Here is a 17,817-nt window from a genome sequence, read left to right as displayed (position 1 = left end):
TTTATATATACGGGATTGACGGCAGGGGTCAGTATTCCTTCAGTCACTGAGCTTAACGATGTGGATAAACTTCTACTCGCAGCGACTGTAGAGAGCCTAGGGGCAGATAATATAAGGAATACAGTCTCTCTACGTGACAATTTATCATTACCTTTATCACCGTTCTCTAAATTAGATGAAGAGATACTACAGCATCTTTTTAACCGAAATCTGCTCATACTCGCTTCTGAAAATAGCTACGAATACGTAACTATCAACGAAGAAAAAGAGCTAGAGATAGATTTCTATCAAGCGATCTTTGAGTTTGCTTATAGTATTGAGAATCTTACTAAAATCTTGATAAACGCTAAATCTCAGAAAAATACCAGTGCTCTAGTAGCGAATGATCAATTTAAGAACTGGTGTGAAAAGTTACAGCTAGGAGAGTGTTTAAGCTACCTGATTACTAGGTCAAGATTGAACTATCTAGCACCGCCTATTGGCGAAAAGCTAATTAGTATTCTCAGATCATGTTTAGCTGAATGCTCTGTATCAACCATGCATTATATCATTTGGAAGTCTGTGGAAAATGCTGCTGCATACGTGCAAAAACCAGGTATTACTCGAAAACATGCTTCAAATTCTGTTTCTGGTAATATAGAGAGAGTATTCAATAAAATATACAGTGGTAGTTGGAGTCACAATAAATCTTTTCGCGATGCTAGCCACCCTCAGTCTGCAATGGCCAAAATATTTTTTGATTATGTATTTGCAGTAGATGATGGTGGTTTTCACCATACTCTTGATGAGCTATTCAGCCCATATAGGTCCCAAAAAACTTTAGAGCAAGTAAGTTACGCAACTCTAGGAGATGCTAGAAGTACGAATTATTCAGTCACAATAGCTCTTGATATTAAACAATCATGATTTACCGATGTCTAAATCACTAATACAATTAAATCAGCCGAATAAGACATAGCAATGAGAGAAAGATTGTCTAGATAGAAGACTATCTGACTTGCTGAACAATTTTATTACTACTGATAGGAGCTAGTATGGAAGATTCTAAATTTGAAGCATCGATTACCGATGATCGTCCTATCCTCGTTAGCAAACAAGAAATAGAAAAGCGCCGCCGCATTAACTTTGATACTTTGGGCAGCTTCGCAGTCGATAATATTCCTATTAACCCAGATACTCAGCACATCTTTCAAGACTTTGAGGAAGGTAAAATTGCAACTAGCAAGGAAGTAAAAGCTTTGCTACATGCTCACTATACTAAGATAGCGCTCGAAGATAATTAGCTCTTATAGTTTGAGCCCGACGTTGCTAAGCTATTATAGTATTGCTTTTCACAGCCAGTATCGAAAGATGAAACATAATTAATTGTGCTATTCAATCATATTTATCAAATCATTTCACCTATGTAAGATTACTAGTCCAGTATCACTAACTCTCGTCCAGCCATCTCCGAAATAAAGAATAACTATTCTGCCCACAAACATAATAATGCTATAGCTAGTCAGCTTATTCGCTTAGTGAATAGATAAGCATTAAGACCTAATATCACCGTGGTGAATTACATCCTTGGGTCTGCTTCTATCTACACTCGCGTGCTTTAATATTACCATCATTATATCCGTGTTCATATGATTCGATATCTTGCAACTGACAATACTATGTGCAAAGACGTTAATGATAAACATGAATAGCAGAAAACTACTTTTACTTCTACCTATCTGACATAGATAAAATCTACTGGATTAGAGGATGGTACGATTGATCAAAAGTAACCATTAATAGATAGACGTAGCGAAGCGCATCATGTCCGCGTTTATAGCTTAGATAGGATGATATTAGAAAGAATGCTTCTGAAGATGTGAAAGATACCTGAAAAACTTAATTGTTATGATACCTAATTGATAGAACGACCATTATCTTTTGGATAGGTAAAAGTGATTTGTTCTGATAGGTTGTAATAATCACCGAAGTGATAGTTTTAATTTAGATGCCTACAAATAATATAGCGATGTACACTATTAGAATAAGAGGTTTCTAGCATGTCAACCTATAAGGAGATGTGTGGATTTCATGCAAAGCACTTGCAAAAAAACCATGGGCGAATTCGATTCTGGCAGGTTGATTACCTTGAATAGGAAAGTATTCAGGCTCACTATTACTACGGACCAACATAACCTGCTGCTCGCTGAATAACGTATTGAAAAGGTTTATCAGCCAATCGGTAGCTGCACGCTCGCTATCAGTCGCTTCTACTGCTTGACGACTGTCCTCAAGATTGATACTAGACAGTTTTTGCCACTGACGTTTCCATTCTTTTAAGCATTTATTACTGTCAGAACATTCTGACTTAGTAGATGTTTTTGCTAGGTCGCTGTTTTGCTGAGTAATGCGCTCGACAAGTACATTAACGTCAATAGAAGAAAGTAAGTTAGAAAAATCAGTTTTGTTGTTAGACAGATCCATAAATAAAATATTGACTCAATAAACACTAAAAAATAGGCACCAAAAACAGAAAGGTTATCTGAATGAAAAAGGAGCAAGTATAGAGGTTTAGATAGGTTTTCTGTCAAAAAATATTAACATACTACCGCTAGCGTAGCCTGATACTTTCCGTTAGTATGGCAGGCAATATTATACACCGTTTTTATGAATGAGGCCTCGCATGTCAAGCACTTCAGAAACTAAGCCGTCAGCACCTTACGCTGACAATAAAAAAGCGTCCGTATCTACTAGCATGCCTGAGCACATTTCATTAGATAAGTGGGCTGACACGGGTTATGAGTGGTCAGGAGAGGTTGATCCAAAACTATTTGATCGTCTTGCTACTACACTAAGTACAGAGCATGAACAATCACATATTCAGTTGAATGCGACGCTTTATCGCCGCAATAATGTTTTGCATCTGGCATTCACTTTGGTAGGTGATGTCTGGTTGACGTGTCAACGTTGTCTACAGCCAATTGCGATAGACTTGTCTGATGACTACGATATTGCGCTACTTGAAAACGATAGCCAAGTACGCTTGGTCAATGATGAGCAAGATTACTTGTTGCTCGATGAAATCGTCACTGAGCAATCTCCTGAGCGATTATTGCCATTCAAAAAACTGGTAGAAGATGAGATTTTGCTCAAAACACCAATGGCGCCAAAACATGACGACTGTGAAATGTCAGTTGAGCAGTTCGGCGAGCTACCAGAAGAAGAAGAAACCGAAAACCCTTTTGCAGCTTTGGCTTCATTAAAAGGCAAATTATAAATACAGAATTGACTTGCTAGATGTATTTATTGAGCCTTTTGTCGGCTTTGCACAGAAGAGTGCAAGGCAGGGCTTTATTAATTCAATAAACATGCGTATAATGTCCGGTTTATTGCATTCGAGCAACCTGTTGCGTGCTGATAGAAGCTGACTAGGTAAATTTTTCATAAATTTCAGACATAGTTAGCGCTTTATGTAAGTGACAATTTATTTAACTAATGATGCTTAAGACTTAGGTTGTTATGATTATATAGCCTCTGTCAGTATCGACTAAAGCTGAATTTTAAGCTTATCCCTTTTAAGTATAGGAGCTATATCATGGCTGTTCAAAAAAGTCGTAAAAGCCGTTCTCGTCGTGACATGCGCCGTTCACATCACCGTATGGAAATTGCTGAACTAAGCGTAGACGCTACTACTGGTGAAAAACATCGTCGTCATCACATGACTAAAGATGGTTTCTATCGTGGCCGTCAGCTATTTAAAGTAAGTCAAGACGCCTAAGACATTGACTCTATGATAATTCGAGCAAAGCAGTGATAGTACTGGTGACTGTCATTGTTTTGCCTGATTATTATTAGTCAATAAGCTTCGAGCTAAAAAAGCCAAGTTATTTCGCTATCATATATTATGTGGCTGGATAACTTGGCTTTTTGTTATTTATGACTCTAATCATTACCTAAACGAGCTTCTGTTCCTAGTAGATAATAGAGCATGATAATGTCATTAGTCTTTTGGTTCGCACAGCGCTTCACTATCATCGCTTGATACGCATCCGCTATGATAATGGCTTGCGTCAGTGTATAGTTTACTGACAATCCGTTGTCGTAGACAGGTAGTCGAAGTAGCGGCTTTGTATAACATCTAATAATATAATAAACCCCATTGTTTTTAGGGATATTCTAATCAGATAAGGAATATTGGTTATGGCTTCTGTACCCGATATGGTAAAAAAGCAACCCGCTCGTATCGCGGTTATTTTTCCTGGTCAAGGATCTCAAGCCGTCGCAATGACAAGTGAGCTTGCTGAAACTTACCCAGAGATACGTGATACGTTTACCGAAGCGAGTGAGGCGCTTGGTGAGGATTTGTGGGCAATCTGTCAAGATGAAGATAAACTTAATCAAACTCAATACACTCAGCCAGCGCTATTGACAGCTAGCATTGCTATTTGGCGTGTCTTGCAACAACAACTAAAAGAAACGCCTTGTTATTTAGCGGGTCATTCTCTTGGCGAATATAGCGCGTTATGTGCTGCCAATGTGATATCGCTTGGTGATGCCGTGACCTTGGTATATAAGCGTGGCCAGTTGATGCAAGAGGCTGTTGTAGGGGTTGATACTGCTATGGCTGCCGTATTAGGACTTGAAGACAATAGAGTCGAAAACCTATGTGAACAAGCAACAGAACATGTTGAAGCTGCTGTAGTTGGTGCTGCTAATTTTAATAGTCCAGGGCAAGTGGTTATTTCGGGTAATGCTGCGGGCGTCAACGCTGTTATCGACAAAGTAAAAAATACTGGCAAAAAATCTGTGCCCCTAAAGGTAAGTGTGCCATCTCATTGCGCACTGATGGAACCTGCAAGTAATGCCTTAGCTGAGATATTAGCAGAGATCAAATTTGATCAGGCTACTATCCCTGTGATTCAAAATCGCCATGCGCGTGTTGAGACCAGTGCAGCGGGCGTCAAGCAAGCCTTAACTGAACAGCTAAGTGAACCTGTATTGTGGTCAAAAACCATGCAAGAGTTGGCTGACAAACAAATTAATATATTAATCGAGTGTGGCAGTGGTAATGTCCTCAGCAATTTGGCGAAGCGTCAAGCACAGCCGATCGCAAGCTATCCGACTGACAAGCCTGCCCGTCTAGAAAAATTATTAGAGGTGTTATTATGAGCCGTACGATTACATTAGTGACTGGTGCTAGCCGCGGTATTGGAAAGGCAGTTGCTAAACGCTTTGCGAAAGAAGGACATTTCGTCATTGGCACAGCCACTACAGAGAAAGGTGCTGAGCTGATTGATGATTATCTTCACGATACTGGCGGTATCGGTCGTGTGTTAGATGTACGTGATACTGCCCAAATTGATAAACTGTTCGAAGAAATCGAAAGTGTCTATGGTGCGGTACAGGTACTCGTCAACAACGCAGGTATCACCCAAGATGGTCTATTGATGCGTATGAAAGATGAAGACTGGGAAAACGTCATCGATACCAATTTGACATCAGTATACCGCATGAGTAAGCGTGCAGTACGTGGCATGATGAAAGCACGTCGTGGTCGCATTATCAATATAACCTCCGTCGTCGCTCAAATGGGTAACGCAGGTCAATCTAACTATGCTGCGACCAAAGCCGGTGTAGAAGGGTTCAGCCGTACGCTTGCACGTGAAATCGGTTCACGCCAAGTGACTATCAATTGCGTCGCACCAGGTTTGATCGAAACGGATATGACAGATGAGCTTGATGAGCGCCTATTGAACTCTATGCTAGATGCTGTTCCTATCAGCCGTCTTGGCCAGCCAGAAGACATTGCAGCAGCCGTACATTTCTTAGCCAGCGATGAGGCCAGCTATATCACAGGTGCTGTTATTCCTGTCAATGGTGGCATGTATATGTAGGCGTTACACAGTTATAATAAAAAACTGTGTGAACGAGTGTAAACTATAATAAAGGGTGCTATAATGACGGATACTTTTGAGTCAAAGCCCTGTATGATAGCAGGGCTTTATTAGACATCAGACAGATTGTACACTATGTCATAGAGTACTCAGACAGCAATGCTGATCTGGCAAATACATTTTATATACCATGCTATAAAGCTTAGATTAAGCGCTATAGCAGTTTATCAAAAATAATAGATGATAACGGAGTGATCTATATGAGTAATGATATCGAACTAAGAGTAAAAGCAGCAGTAGCTGAGCAATTAGGTATGAATGTTGAAGACATCAACAATGATGCTTCATTCATGGAAGACTTAGGTGCAGATTCATTGGACCTAGTTGAACTGGTTATGTCTTTTGAAAGTGATTTTGGTATCACTATTCCTGATGAAGACTCTGCAGAATTGACTACTGTTCAAAAAGCAATCGATTACGTACAAGCTCAGCTATAATTTGCTATACAGTTGACAGTTTTGTGATGCCGCTTATTTTATAGATAGGCGGTTTTTTTATACGTCTGTTCTTCTTTATATGCTGACTATGCTAGATATACTGGTTTTCATATGTATGAACTTTGGACTACTGAGTTGTATTAACATAAGCTACGTCAATCCAACATTACTCAACATACTCTTACTATTTACTTTATTCTCCTTTGTCTATACTCATCATGGTAATTAGGAATAGAGCAAGACAGTGCTTTATTACATATCATCAAAAAAACAACGATGAATAATAAAAATTTAAGGAGTAGTTATATGGGTATGTTCAGTTTCGCAAAGGATATCGGTGACAAGATTTTTAACCGTGATGACGAAAAGCATGACGCAAAATCTGAAACCAAAGCAGATGCTAATACACCAGTACAAAGCAGTGAGCCTTCAGCACAGTCAGTCGCTAACATCTTGCTACGTCGTATTCAGCAGCAAAACCTAAATATCAGCAATCTCAAAATCAAATATAATGGTTCTACAGATACTGCAGAGATCAGTGGTAATGCTAAGACTCAAGCTGATCGCGAAAAAGCCATCATCGCTATTGGTAATGTGCAGAACGTCGCAAAAGTTATTGACAATATCGACATCGAAGAAGATGCACCTGAATCAACTATGTATACCGTAAAATCTGGCGATAGTTTATCTAAAATTGCTAAAGATGTTTATGGCGAATCTGGTGATTATATGAAAATATTCGAAGCCAACAAGCCAATGCTGTCTGATCCAGACAAAATTTATCCAGGTCAAGTACTACGCATTCCTAAGCCATAATTCTCAAAAAGTGCTTAGAGATTGAGTAGAGTCGACTAAATATAAAAAAGCCTCTTATGTTTAAGAGGCTTTTTTTGTGGGTTTCTATCAGATCAAATAATGAGTTCATATATTTATTCGTATCTATGAATTGGTTAGCTCGCTATTAGGATTTAATTTTTTATACTGCTCATCCAATGCCCATTCGATATGTTCGTCGAGCATAGCATTATGTATAGTCAACTTAGATTTCAGTTGCTCAACCACTTCCAAACTGGCATTGGCGTTGCCCAAACCAATCGCGATATTACGCAAAAAATTGATATAGCCTGTGCGTCTAAGGGGACTACCTTGTGTATTTCTTAAAAAGTCCGCTTCCTGCCATTGCCACAATTCAAGCAAACTGCTGTTATCAAGACCATGTCTTGGCGCGAAGTCCTCGACGGTAGTAAGGTTGGCGTATCGATTCCATGGACATATCAGCTGACAATCATCACAGCCGAACACCCGATTGCCAATCGCGCGTCGGTATTTGATATCAATAATACCATCGTGCTCAATTGTTAAATAAGAGATACAGGCAGATGCATTGAGCTCATAAGGCGCTACAATCGCTTGAGTAGGACATATATCAATACAAGCGCTGCAACTACCACAGTGTTCCTTAACAGGCTCATCATCGGGTAATTCAAGGCTCAAAAACAACTCACCCAGCACAAAGAATGAGCCCGCTTGTTTGTTGATCAATAACGTATGCTTGCCTGTCCAGCCAAGACCTGCAGCATCTGCGATAGGCCGCTCAAATATAGGCGCAGAATCGCTGAAAGGTCTGAAGATAAATTCTTTTTCTGCACCGATACCTAGATGTTGCCATTCAGGAAGCATGGCTTCGATATTTAAGGCCAATTGCTTCAAACGGCTACGCATTGTCTTATGATAGTCGCGACCTCTAGCGTACCGCGCGATGATACCTTGATTGGGGTGATCGTTATCCGTAACAGCACGCGGCGTCGGTGCCTGAGTGAGATAATCCATTCGTACACTGATAATGGTCTTTGCACCATCTACTAACTCCTCGGGATGAGCACGCAGATGGTGGTTATTATGCATGAACTGTAACTGACCCTCGTAGCCTTTACTCAGCCACTGCTGTAACTGTTCAATTTGCTGAGCAAACAAAGGGTGGTGGACAGATAGAAATCCACAGTCAGCAAACCCTAGTGCTTGTGCTTGCGCTTTGATCCATTGCTTAACCTCTGCTGTGGTTGAAAATACATAGGCGTCGCTAATGGCGATCTTTTTTTTATCAGTATGCATAAATATAGATGCTTATTCGGTTCGATTGAAGGTTTTGTGTTTGATCATGAGTGATGGGTATAGCGATATGATAAGCCAGTGAGTGACGAGCGCAAGTATAAAAGAAAATAAACCTACAGTCATATCGATACATAAGTCGATATTAGCTTTTGCTAAGCTAGTACGAAATATAAGAAAAGACGAGTAGAGGACATAAAATGAAAAAACAAACCATTATATTACCCATAAAAAACACAAAACCTGTGGCACTGTATAGTAGCAAGCAAGTATATGCGATGGAGCAAGCATGGTTTGCAGAAGGGTACGATAGCTTTGGGCTAATGAAACAAGCCGCTTGGCAGATGACGCAACGGATAGAACAGCTTTACGAGCAAAAATACTTTGAAAACAGTCATCCCAATATTCATGTTTATCATCATGATACTTGTCCGCATCGGGCATGCATCTGGGTAGGAAAGGGCAACAATGGTGGGGACGGGTGGCTCATTGCTCATTACTTGCAGCAAGCAGGCTGGCAAGTCGAAGTAATCACTGTAGGATTTGATAAAAGTGATCTTGCCATAAACAATCAGGCAGTAATTGCTAATCATAAAAATAGTGATAGCAGCAACATGACTGATGCTACCAAAGCGCTACAGATAGCCTTATCTGCCAATTGCAACTATCAACGTTTTGAAGAGATCCATAATCGTCAAGATAGTTCAAATGAGAGCATCTTATCTACGGATGTGCATATTGATGCTCTCTTTGGTATTGGACTTGATCGTGCGCCAGAAGGTATCTACAAAAAAGCGATTAATACTTTTAATGATAGTACGCAACGACATAAAGCACTAGCAGTAGCAGTCGATATTCCAAGTGGGTTGGTGGCCTCTACTGGTGAGGTATTTGACCGCGTTGCGATACAAGCTGATGTGACTTTGTGTCTGATAGCACGCAAGTTCGGTCTGCATAACAAAGATGGTACAGATTATAGCGGAGAAGTCACTGATATACCGCTCATACCTTATCAACTACAGCAACCACAAAAAGCTAGCAACCATACCATAGCCAGTGAAGGCACGAGCCCAGCATCTGAACCCATTGCTATGCTGCTGAAGGCTGCACATAGTATGCAGGCACGCCGTCAAAACAGTTATAAAGGCAGCTATGGTCATGCGCTTGTTATTGGCGGAAATCGTATTGATGGCTCACAAGGTATGGGCGGTGCCGCGATACTCGCTGCGTCTAGTACGATGGCTACTGGTACTGGAAAGATAACGGTTGCCTGCCATGAGGCTTTTCATGGTGCATTGTTAACCTCGTTGCCAGATGCCATGACCATTAATCTGCACGATACAGATAGTGTGAAGACCTTAATAAAACAAGCCAGCGTTGTTGCTATCGGTATGGGATTAGGCCGTGACGAAAAAGCAAAAGCACTATTCATCGATTATATAAAGGCAGCTATAGAGTATGAAAAATCAATAGTGATTGATGCTGATGGGCTTTATCATTTAGCATCGCTGCATATGGACAGTCATGAACTGGTAAAAGAGCTACAAGAATACAGCTTGTATCATCAAGTTTGTATGACACCGCATAGTGGGGAAGCGGCTAGGTTACTTGATCAAAAAATCAGCGAGGTAGAGCGTGATAGACTGCAAGCTATAACCCAATGCGCTAAGGTTTATGGTGGTGACTGGGTACTAAAGGGAGCAGGGTCATTAGTGTTGGAGCAAAAATCAGGGCGAAAGCAGGTATACGTCTGCAATGCTGGAAACGCTGGTATGGCAACGGCTGGCATGGGTGATGTATTATCTGGTGTGACTGCTGGATTGTTGGCGCAGCAGAACTTAGTATCAGCGTCGCGCAGCTTGCATCAAGCAGTACTTATACATGGGTTTGCAGGGGATGTGTTGGTCAACCAAACGGGCGATTGTTATAGTAACAATATGCTATTGGTCGGACAGCGAGGGCTACAAGCTCAAGATATGCCAGCAGCCATTCGCCATGTTATGCAGCTAATGATTGTTGAGTAATCATCGCTACAAAAACTAGGTCGTAGCGCTACCACAGTACTGATTGATTGCTTGTTGTACGCGCTCACGTTTTAGCTCAATTTCACGTCCATCTAAGTATTGACGTTTGCCATCTGCATCCATCTCATAGATACGTCCGCCAACATTTAGGTTGGTTAGGTTATTGCGCAGCGATTGACAGCGCTGGGCATTGGCCTGTGCTTCTTGTTCTTTAATACGTGCTTCAAGAGCGGCTACACGCTGCTCTTCTGCCGTTTGGGTATTATTGCTTTGGCTGGCATCTGTTTTGCCTGCCATTTCTCCAGCGTTGTTTTGTCTGCCGTCACTACGAAACTCAATCAATTCGATGTTTTTGCCATTCTGCGGAGCATGTTGACTGTACTTGACTTCACCATGTGCACCAATGGATTTATATACCTGAATAGCCTGACTGGCATTCATAGACAGCATTAGCATACACGCAGTGCTCGTTAGCAGTTTGGCAGCAGTAGTGATTATAGATGCATATGCCATAGTGGCAATCCTCTTGTTTGGTAGAAGCAGATAGGTATAAGGTTAAATATAACATTTAAGCCTGTTATTGATAGTAATAACCTGCCGACTTTTGATTTTAGCAAAAAATACTTATCAATGTATATTACTTAATAACTAATAGTTAGGTATAGGGTTTAGAAGTTTTTCTTGACAATAGGGTCTAAACCATCGAATATAAGAGCAGTTGATTGGTCAGTGAGCGGCTTTTATGATATTGCCGTGGCACTTGTGAATGCAAACTACGGGTTACTTATCGGTAGCTTACGCAGTTTTATTTCCTTTGTGATCATGATTAGCAGACGTAGTGGTCAAGCGACTACTAACCGCTAATCATCGTCTCCGGACTTATCTGTCTACAATGACTAAGATAAACTTATTATTTAAAATGTACTACATGTGATTCTATCAGTTGTGTTAAACATAAGGTAAGTATAAGGTTTTTTAAAAATCTATCGTAAGGGTCAATACGCTTGCGAGACAGCCAAATTATTGGCTATAGAATTTATCTTATTTGTTTATATCTATACGGCTGTACCAATGAATTTGTCATCAGTGCTTGCTTGTATTCACTTGCAATAATAAGCCTCTTTTTTAGATGCACTCGTATCTTGTCACTGTATATCGATAAATGTCCATCACAAAGCTGACCTTAAATACATTGCTGTGTTTGAGTGATTTGTTGTCTTCAAAAACAACGTAACTCAATACATTAGGCAAATATTCTTGATATGGACAAGAATTGGCAACCATTTTACGACTTTAGAAGTAATGCCCACATGGATTATCTCTCATCATAAAATACTGCAAATTCTCGCCGCAAAAAAAGGTGATGACAGTGACGCAAACCACGCAAAGTCCGAATATGACGGGACATACCCAAACGGGTAATGCCGCCAAAAATTTTGAAGAAAAGCAACAACGTCTTGCAGAGGGCAGTGCAGAGCCTGTAATGCTATCGGGCGCTGAAATGCTGGTACAAGCGCTGACTGACGAAGGTGTCGAATACATCTTTGGTTACCCAGGTGGTGCTGTTCTACACATTTATGATGCGCTGTTTCAGCAAGAAGCCGTTGAACACATTCTAGTACGCCACGAGCAGGCTGCGGGTCACATGGCAGATGCTTATTCACGAGTGACTGGCAATACTGGTGTGGTGCTCGCAACATCAGGTCCTGGTGCAACCAATACCGTTACTGCAATTGCTACTGCCTTTATGGACTCAGTACCGATGGTAGTGATTTCAGGTCAGGTACCAAGTAGCCTAATCGGCGAAGATGCTTTCCAAGAAACAGATATGGTTGGGGTGTCACGCCCTATCGTTAAGCATAGCTTCCAAGTACGCCATGCTAGCGAAATTCCTATGATTGTCAAAAAGGCATTCCATATCGCGCAGTCTGGACGTCCAGGTCCTGTGGTTATTGATGTGCCAAAAGACATGACCGCCCCTAGCGAAAAACATGCCTATGAGTACCCAGAAGAGGTATTTATACGTTCGTACCAGCCTTCGCTCAAAGGCCATAGTGGTCAGATTAAAAAGGCGGTTGAGACGTTACTCGCGGCGCAGCGTCCAGTAGTGTATGCAGGCGGCGGTGTGATCTGGAGTAAGGCGCACGAAGAGTTGACTGACCTTGCGCATCGTCTAAATCTGCCAGTGACCAATACATTGATGGGTCTGGGTACTTTCCCGGGCTCAGATGAGCAGTTCTTAGGCATGCTCGGTATGCACGGTACCTATGAAGCCAACATGAGTATGCATCATGCTGATGTTATTTTGGCAGTCGGTGCGCGTTTTGATGATCGTGTGACCAATAACGTCAAAAAATTCTGTCCTAATGCGACTATTATTCATATCGATATCGATCCCGCTTCGATTTCAAAAACCATTCTGGCGCATATTCCTATCGTAGGCGATGTGAAGTCGGTCTTAACGGACATGCTAGAGATTGTTGGTCAAGACAAGCAGCTAGAGCAGCATGCCCTACTAGATTGGTGGTCACAGATCAATGAGTGGCGTAAGCGCCATGGTCTGCGTTATGACACCAGTACAGACAATGGTATCAAGCCACAAAGCGCAGTACAGGCTCTAGATAAAGTGACTAATAGTAACGCTATTATCACCAGTGACGTCGGTCAGCATCAGATGTTTGCAGCACTTTACTACACGTACAATGAGCCTCGTCAGTGGTTGAACTCAGGTGGTCTAGGTACCATGGGTGTGGGCTTACCATATGCGATGGCAGCAAAGCTTGCTAACCCTGAGCGTGACGTCGTTTGTATCACAGGTGAAGGCTCTATTCAGATGAATATCCAAGAGCTATCAACTTGCCTACAGTACAACTTGCCAGTAAAAATCCTAAACCTAAATAACGCCCAGTTAGGTATGGTGAAGCAGTGGCAGGACATGTTGTATGAAGGTCGCCACGCCCAGTCTTACATGAATTCATTACCAGACTTTGTCAAATTGGCTGAAAGTTATGGTCACGTTGGTATCAAGATCACTGACCCTGCGACCATGGAAGCGCAATTGGCAGAAGCCATGGCAATGAAAGACAAACTGGTATTTATCGATGTTTATGTCGATCGTAACGAGCATGTATATCCAATGCAAATCGCTGGGCAAGCTATGCGTGATATGTGGTTAACAAAAGGGGAGCGTACCTAATGCAACAACAACATCTGATTTCGGTATTGATGGAAAACGAAGCGGGTTCGTTGTCGCGTCTAGTCGGCTTGTTCTCACAGCGTGGCTACAATATCGAAACGCTAAACGTCGCACCTACTGATGACCCAAGCATCTCTCGCCTAACATTGACAACTATTACGTCACCAGAGAGAATCGAGCAGATCACCAAACAATTGCATAAATTGATTGAAGTGGTTAAAGTGCACAATCTAACAGAGAATGTACACGTCGAGCGTGAATTGATGCTGATCAAAGTACGAGCGACTGGTAGTGTGCGCGAAGAGATCAAACGTAGTGCAGATATTTTCCGTGCGCAGATCGTCGACGTCAATGCCAATTTATATACGATTCAAATCGTTGGCGACAAGGCAAAGCTTGACGGCTTTATCGATGTGCTCGGACGTGAGCGCATTATGGAAGTGGTTCGCTCGGGTGTGATTGGTATTGCTCGCGGTGAAAAGACGCTGAGTATTTAATACTCATTACGACCTATTTTAATCAAGCTCTACTTTAATCAAAAACTATTTATCTAAATCAACAAGACGCTTATGCCAGTGACTATATTAATTACAGCATAAGCGTTTACTATCCATGGCAAGCCATGATTGAGACAAGGACTCTATTTATGAACGTTTTTTATGACAAAGATTGTGATTTATCAATTATCCAAGGTAAAAAAGTTGCCATTATCGGTTACGGTTCACAAGGCCATGCGCACGCGCTTAACCTACAAGATTCTGACGTTGATGTGACGGTTGGTCTACGTGCCAACTCAGGCTCATGGAAAAAAGCTGAAAATGCCGGTCTAAAAGTTGCTGAAGTAGAAGAAGCGGTAAAAGCTGCTGACGTTATCATGATTTTGACACCTGATGAGTTTCAAAAAGAGCTCTATAACGACGTCATCGAGCCAAACATCAAAGAAGGCGCGACATTAGCTTTCGCTCATGGTTTTGCTATTCATTACAATCAAGTGGTACCGCGCGGTGATCTAGATGTCATCATGGTTGCGCCAAAAGCACCAGGTCATACCGTACGTTCAGAATTTACTAAAGGCGGCGGTATCCCAGATCTTATCGCTATCTATCAAGATGCTTCTGGTCAAGCCAAACAACTAGCACTATCGTATGCTGCTGGTGTCGGTGGCGGTCGTTCAGGTATCATCGAAACTACGTTCAAAGATGAGACAGAAACGGATCTATTTGGCGAGCAAGCAGTGCTTTGTGGCGGTGCAGTAGAGCTAGTAAAAATGGGCTTTGAGACACTAACAGAAGCAGGCTACGCACCAGAAATGGCTTACTTTGAGTGTCTACATGAGCTAAAGCTAATTGTTGATTTGATGTATGAAGGCGGTATCGCTGACATGAACTATTCAATCAGTAATAACGCTGAGTATGGTGAATACGTTACGGGTCCTGAAGTTATCAATGAGCAGTCACGTGAAGCTATGCGTAATGCGCTAAAACGCATCCAATCGGGCGAATACGCGAAGATGTTCATCTCTGAAGGTGCAACCAACTATCCATCAATGACAGCACGTCGTCGCAACAACGCTGAGCATCAAATCGAGACAACTGGTGCCAAGCTACGCGGTATGATGCCTTGGATCGGTGGTAACAAAATTATCGATAAAGACAAAAACTAAATCGATATCACTCTAAAGTATACTGCTAGATAGTCCTACAACCCGTGTTATCACTCGATAGCACGGGTTTTTTAAGTCATGCTTGGTAGAGACACAAGTTATTATATGTGCTGGTTGAAAAGTAGTAATAACTGCCCAATATAAGCAGTCATCTCTGCACTGTCCAAAGTGCTTTTACTACGCTTATTTGTCTTTGAATAACAGATGCAGATGGGTGTCTCATTCTTATTTTCTACAGATTACAGGTTGTATGTTGTGCAAATATCTTATCCAGACTGGCTAACGCCGCAATTCGTGTATGTGACTCTCAGCGCTGTGGTAGCAGTTTTAATTTGGATAGAAGGGGAGATGCTCAAAAAAACAGATGGCAAATTGCCCAAATCTAAATTTTTTCAATTCAGCTCGCTTTTAGATACGATATGGTTCTTCATCTCTGTAGTCGCTCTATATGTGATTGATTTGGCACCGTTAGCGATTGCGGTTCCTGCTGCTTATGGTATCTATACTACCTTCGGTTGGATATATGGCACACGGTTACTAAAGCGCAAAGGAATTCCAGACTCTCCGAAAGACCTTGTGATACCAGCCAAATATATTGCCTATAGCCAATCGTTCTCATTAATCTTTTTTGCGTTATGCTTGTTAGTATTAAGTGCACCATGGCTACCTATATCGCAATAAGTAATGATTAGTATAAAGTCCTAGAATGGTTTGATTGTTTGAGTTGTTGATAGATCCACTAACACGTCAGTTAGTATAATAAAGATTAAAAATCATTTAATATCAGCATGATATGTTTATAAATATGTTTTATCCTAAGTCGAAATAATAGCTAAAATTTATTTACAAAAATTATTAATTTAGACTGTTACCCACATCGAAAACTGTTATAATCAGGCTGTACCCGAAATATTTTAGGTAAAAATTTTGAATTTTCTTTCAGATTATTTAAGGTTTTTATGATTGCATCAAGCAAAAAATACGCAGGTATATATCAATTAATCGGTGATGACACAAGTCTCGCCAACAGTTAAAGAGTCAGGAAAATTTATGTCAGATAAAGTTGAAGGCACTGTAAAGTGGTTTAATGAAGCTAAAGGTTTTGGTTTTATCGCTCAAGACAACGGCGGACAAGACGTATTTGCTCACTACAGCGCTATCCAAGGTAACGGTTTCAAAACTCTAGCCGAAGGCCAAAAAGTGTCTTTCATCTTAGGTGATGGCAAAAAAGGCCCACAAGCTGAGCAAATCGAAGCTATCTAATTTTATTTATTATTAAGTTGGCTTCTTAAGCAGACTTGATAACAGTAATATGACTAATATGCATTGATTACTTTGTTTGTTAAAACAATAAAAATACTGTATCGACTTTAAAGAAAAGCAACCTCTTATCAGGTTGCTTTTTTTGTATCATCATATTTATAGCAGAAAGATTTGTAAGAAATATCGTTGATATTTTCACAAGTATCATCAGTTCGTAATAGATACTGACTAAACTAAAAATAGGGTTCTATGATGAAATGGGAAACTTGGCTTTCAATTGACTGGCAACAGATACTAGGTATTTCTATATCCGCAGTAGGTTTTTATTTGGGTCTGATGCTGTTTACACGCCTCATGGGTTTACGTAGCTTTTCTAAGCTATCAAGTCATGATTTTGCTATGACTGTCGGTATTGGTAGTATATTGGCCTCTACCGTATTGTCTGATGAGCCCTCTCTACTACAAGGGTTGTGCGCTGTTGCGGTGCTGTTCGTGATTCAAGGCGTGGTCTCAGTGGTAAGGCGTAAAATAAAGCCACTCAAAGCGCTAATAGACAATCAAGCTATCATATTGATGGCACATGGTGAGTATTTTCCAGATAATTTGCAAGAAGCTAACCTAAGTACGAGCGATGTCCAAGAAGTGCTGCGTAAAAACGGTATCAAATCTAAAACTGAGGTATTTGCTGTCATAATGGAAACGACAGGGGATATGAGTGTTGTCAAAAATAATGAAGTAACTCCTGATCGGTCATTATTTGATGATATACGTGATAGTGAATTGCTGATTGGTTCTAATGTCAGCTCTAACGAAAATAACCAGTAACAAGTGCTGAGTCCCTATCTATTAACGCTAAAGAGATAAATAATAACAAAATGTTAAGTAAGGCTAGGTCTGAGAATGCTATAAAGGTATCAGTAATTACGACTGTCAATTAAAAAAATCGTGGAATAACGTGCTTATAGACCAATTATTTTAGAATGGTGACAAATTTATGACGCATTATTCACGGCGTTGTCTTGACCTTATCTGCATGCTGACGCAAGATACATAGGTCTGATAATAACGGTTGGCTTAGCTTTAGCAGATTTATCGATAAAGTACACATTGCTAATATGATTGTTGATATTGGCTTGTATTTCTTGAGTAATCATATTCTGTTGATGTAGTAATAACCTTGAGTAGTATTTTG

The 17,817-nt window shown here is 40.8% G+C and carries 19 protein-coding genes; 15 read left to right on the top strand and 4 right to left on the bottom strand.

All coding sequences use genetic code 11. From position 1 onward, the window contains the following. Window positions 1-60 precede the first annotated feature (60 nt). Window positions 61-906 (top strand): hypothetical protein, encoded by an 846-nt coding sequence (locus AC5JP1_RS07015; protein WP_493843630.1) that lies wholly within the window; start codon window positions 61-63, stop codon window positions 904-906. A 128-nt stretch (window positions 907-1,034) separates the two neighbouring features. Beyond that, window positions 1,035-1,283, top strand: coding sequence for an antitoxin VbhA family protein (locus AC5JP1_RS07010; protein WP_057758803.1), 249 nt, complete (start codon window positions 1,035-1,037; stop codon window positions 1,281-1,283). A 751-nt stretch (window positions 1,284-2,034) separates the two neighbouring features. Here AC5JP1_RS07010 and AC5JP1_RS07005 read toward each other — a convergent pair. Then, window positions 2,035-2,463, bottom strand: a complete 429-nt coding sequence (locus AC5JP1_RS07005; protein WP_493843629.1) for an elongation factor P hydroxylase — start codon at window positions 2,461-2,463, stop codon at window positions 2,035-2,037. Between the two features lie 199 nt (window positions 2,464-2,662). Between AC5JP1_RS07005 and AC5JP1_RS07000 the strand changes: the two genes are divergently transcribed. Both AC5JP1_RS07000 and rpmF read left to right on the top strand, forming a co-directional pair. Beyond that, complete coding sequence (locus AC5JP1_RS07000) at window positions 2,663-3,256, top strand: YceD family protein (RefSeq protein WP_493843628.1); 594 nt, start codon at window positions 2,663-2,665, stop codon at window positions 3,254-3,256. A gap of 318 nt (window positions 3,257-3,574) precedes the next feature. Next, window positions 3,575-3,757 (top strand): 50S ribosomal protein L32, encoded by a 183-nt coding sequence (gene rpmF, locus AC5JP1_RS06995; protein ID WP_057758809.1) that lies wholly within the window; start codon window positions 3,575-3,577, stop codon window positions 3,755-3,757. 164 nt (window positions 3,758-3,921) lie between these two features. Here rpmF and AC5JP1_RS06990 read toward each other — a convergent pair whose 3' ends face one another. After that, entirely contained in the window at window positions 3,922-4,071 is a 150-nt protein-coding gene (locus tag AC5JP1_RS06990) for a hypothetical protein (protein ID WP_319052063.1), read from the bottom strand. 108 nt (window positions 4,072-4,179) lie between these two features. On the opposite strand from AC5JP1_RS06990, the gene fabD reads away from it, so the two are divergent. From fabD to lysM, 4 genes are all read left to right on the top strand, one after another. Beyond that, window positions 4,180-5,148 (top strand): ACP S-malonyltransferase, encoded by a 969-nt coding sequence (fabD, locus tag AC5JP1_RS06985; protein ID WP_493843627.1) that lies wholly within the window; start codon window positions 4,180-4,182, stop codon window positions 5,146-5,148. Then, window positions 5,145-5,873, top strand: coding sequence for a 3-oxoacyl-ACP reductase FabG (gene fabG, locus AC5JP1_RS06980; RefSeq protein ID WP_057758813.1), 729 nt, complete (start codon window positions 5,145-5,147; stop codon window positions 5,871-5,873). Before fabD ends, fabG begins: the two co-directional genes overlap by 4 nt. A 260-nt stretch (window positions 5,874-6,133) precedes the next feature. Then, window positions 6,134-6,370: an acyl carrier protein gene (acpP, locus tag AC5JP1_RS06975; RefSeq protein ID WP_057758815.1), complete on the top strand. Its 237-nt coding sequence runs from the start codon at window positions 6,134-6,136 to the stop codon at window positions 6,368-6,370. 306 nt (window positions 6,371-6,676) lie between these two features. Beyond that, entirely contained in the window at window positions 6,677-7,186 is a 510-nt protein-coding gene (lysM, locus tag AC5JP1_RS06970; protein ID WP_071003170.1) for a peptidoglycan-binding protein LysM, read from the top strand. A 123-nt stretch (window positions 7,187-7,309) separates the two neighbouring features. Here lysM and queG read toward each other — a convergent pair whose 3' ends face one another. After that, window positions 7,310-8,482, bottom strand: coding sequence for a tRNA epoxyqueuosine(34) reductase QueG (gene queG / locus AC5JP1_RS06965; RefSeq protein ID WP_493843626.1), 1,173 nt, complete (start codon window positions 8,480-8,482; stop codon window positions 7,310-7,312). Window positions 8,483-8,679: 197 nt separating this feature from the next. On the opposite strand from queG, the gene AC5JP1_RS06960 reads away from it, so the two are divergent. Next, on the top strand, window positions 8,680-10,503 hold the full coding sequence (locus tag AC5JP1_RS06960) for an NAD(P)H-hydrate dehydratase (RefSeq protein ID WP_493843625.1): 1,824 nt from the start codon (window positions 8,680-8,682) through the stop codon (window positions 10,501-10,503). Between the two features lie 15 nt (window positions 10,504-10,518). Here AC5JP1_RS06960 and AC5JP1_RS06955 read toward each other — a convergent pair whose 3' ends face one another. After that, entirely contained in the window at window positions 10,519-11,016 is a 498-nt protein-coding gene (locus AC5JP1_RS06955) for a DUF4124 domain-containing protein (RefSeq protein ID WP_443526875.1), read from the bottom strand. A gap of 970 nt (window positions 11,017-11,986) precedes the next feature. Here AC5JP1_RS06955 and AC5JP1_RS06950 point away from each other — a divergent pair. The 6 genes from AC5JP1_RS06950 (at window position 11,987) to AC5JP1_RS06925 (ending at window position 17,450) form a co-directional block, all read left to right on the top strand. Continuing rightward, on the top strand, window positions 11,987-13,699 hold the full coding sequence (locus tag AC5JP1_RS06950; RefSeq protein ID WP_443526909.1) for an acetolactate synthase 3 large subunit: 1,713 nt from the start codon (window positions 11,987-11,989) through the stop codon (window positions 13,697-13,699). Beyond that, window positions 13,699-14,196, top strand: coding sequence for an acetolactate synthase small subunit (gene ilvN, locus AC5JP1_RS06945; RefSeq protein ID WP_319052058.1), 498 nt, complete (start codon window positions 13,699-13,701; stop codon window positions 14,194-14,196). Before AC5JP1_RS06950 ends, ilvN begins: the two co-directional genes overlap by 1 nt. 149 nt (window positions 14,197-14,345) lie before the next feature. Further along, window positions 14,346-15,362 carry a ketol-acid reductoisomerase gene (ilvC, locus tag AC5JP1_RS06940; protein WP_238038758.1) on the top strand — a complete coding sequence of 339 codons (1,017 nt, stop codon included), beginning with the start codon at window positions 14,346-14,348 and terminating at the stop codon, window positions 15,360-15,362. 255 nt (window positions 15,363-15,617) lie between these two features. After that, window positions 15,618-16,043, top strand: a complete 426-nt coding sequence (locus AC5JP1_RS06935) for a hypothetical protein (protein WP_319052057.1) — start codon at window positions 15,618-15,620, stop codon at window positions 16,041-16,043. Window positions 16,044-16,412: 369 nt separating this feature from the next. Beyond that, on the top strand, window positions 16,413-16,625 hold the full coding sequence (locus AC5JP1_RS06930) for a cold-shock protein (RefSeq protein ID WP_057758834.1): 213 nt from the start codon (window positions 16,413-16,415) through the stop codon (window positions 16,623-16,625). A 252-nt stretch (window positions 16,626-16,877) separates the two neighbouring features. Continuing rightward, window positions 16,878-17,450 carry a DUF421 domain-containing protein gene (locus AC5JP1_RS06925; protein ID WP_493843624.1) on the top strand — a complete coding sequence of 191 codons (573 nt, stop codon included), beginning with the start codon at window positions 16,878-16,880 and terminating at the stop codon, window positions 17,448-17,450. The last annotated feature ends 367 nt before the right edge of the window (window positions 17,451-17,817 follow it).

Source organism: Psychrobacter sp. H29, from assembly GCF_059073055.1.
This window is presented reverse-complemented; position numbering and strand designations above follow the sequence as displayed.

What these genes read in the sequence shown, in the direction of transcription:
- AC5JP1_RS06955 (WP_443526875.1), bottom strand. Translation starts at nt 11,016, where the DNA reads ATGGCATATGCATCTATAATCACTACTGCTGCCAAACTGCTAACGAGC.
- acpP (WP_057758815.1), top strand. Translation starts at nt 6,134, where the DNA reads ATGAGTAATGATATCGAACTAAGAGTAAAAGCAGCAGTAGCTGAGCAA.
- rpmF (WP_057758809.1), top strand. Translation starts at nt 3,575, where the DNA reads ATGGCTGTTCAAAAAAGTCGTAAAAGCCGTTCTCGTCGTGACATGCGC.
- AC5JP1_RS07005 (WP_493843629.1), bottom strand. Translation starts at nt 2,463, where the DNA reads ATGGATCTGTCTAACAACAAAACTGATTTTTCTAACTTACTTTCTTCT.
- AC5JP1_RS06925 (WP_493843624.1), top strand. Translation starts at nt 16,878, where the DNA reads ATGAAATGGGAAACTTGGCTTTCAATTGACTGGCAACAGATACTAGGT.
- AC5JP1_RS06930 (WP_057758834.1), top strand. Translation starts at nt 16,413, where the DNA reads ATGTCAGATAAAGTTGAAGGCACTGTAAAGTGGTTTAATGAAGCTAAA.
- ilvC (WP_238038758.1), top strand. Translation starts at nt 14,346, where the DNA reads ATGAACGTTTTTTATGACAAAGATTGTGATTTATCAATTATCCAAGGT.
- ilvN (WP_319052058.1), top strand. Translation starts at nt 13,699, where the DNA reads ATGCAACAACAACATCTGATTTCGGTATTGATGGAAAACGAAGCGGGT.
- queG (WP_493843626.1), bottom strand. Translation starts at nt 8,482, where the DNA reads ATGCATACTGATAAAAAAAAGATCGCCATTAGCGACGCCTATGTATTT.
- AC5JP1_RS06950 (WP_443526909.1), top strand. Translation starts at nt 11,987, where the DNA reads ATGCTATCGGGCGCTGAAATGCTGGTACAAGCGCTGACTGACGAAGGT.
- AC5JP1_RS07000 (WP_493843628.1), top strand. Translation starts at nt 2,663, where the DNA reads ATGTCAAGCACTTCAGAAACTAAGCCGTCAGCACCTTACGCTGACAAT.
- AC5JP1_RS06960 (WP_493843625.1), top strand. Translation starts at nt 8,680, where the DNA reads ATGAAAAAACAAACCATTATATTACCCATAAAAAACACAAAACCTGTG.
- lysM (WP_071003170.1), top strand. Translation starts at nt 6,677, where the DNA reads ATGGGTATGTTCAGTTTCGCAAAGGATATCGGTGACAAGATTTTTAAC.
- fabD (WP_493843627.1), top strand. Translation starts at nt 4,180, where the DNA reads ATGGCTTCTGTACCCGATATGGTAAAAAAGCAACCCGCTCGTATCGCG.
- fabG (WP_057758813.1), top strand. Translation starts at nt 5,145, where the DNA reads ATGAGCCGTACGATTACATTAGTGACTGGTGCTAGCCGCGGTATTGGA.
- AC5JP1_RS07010 (WP_057758803.1), top strand. Translation starts at nt 1,035, where the DNA reads ATGGAAGATTCTAAATTTGAAGCATCGATTACCGATGATCGTCCTATC.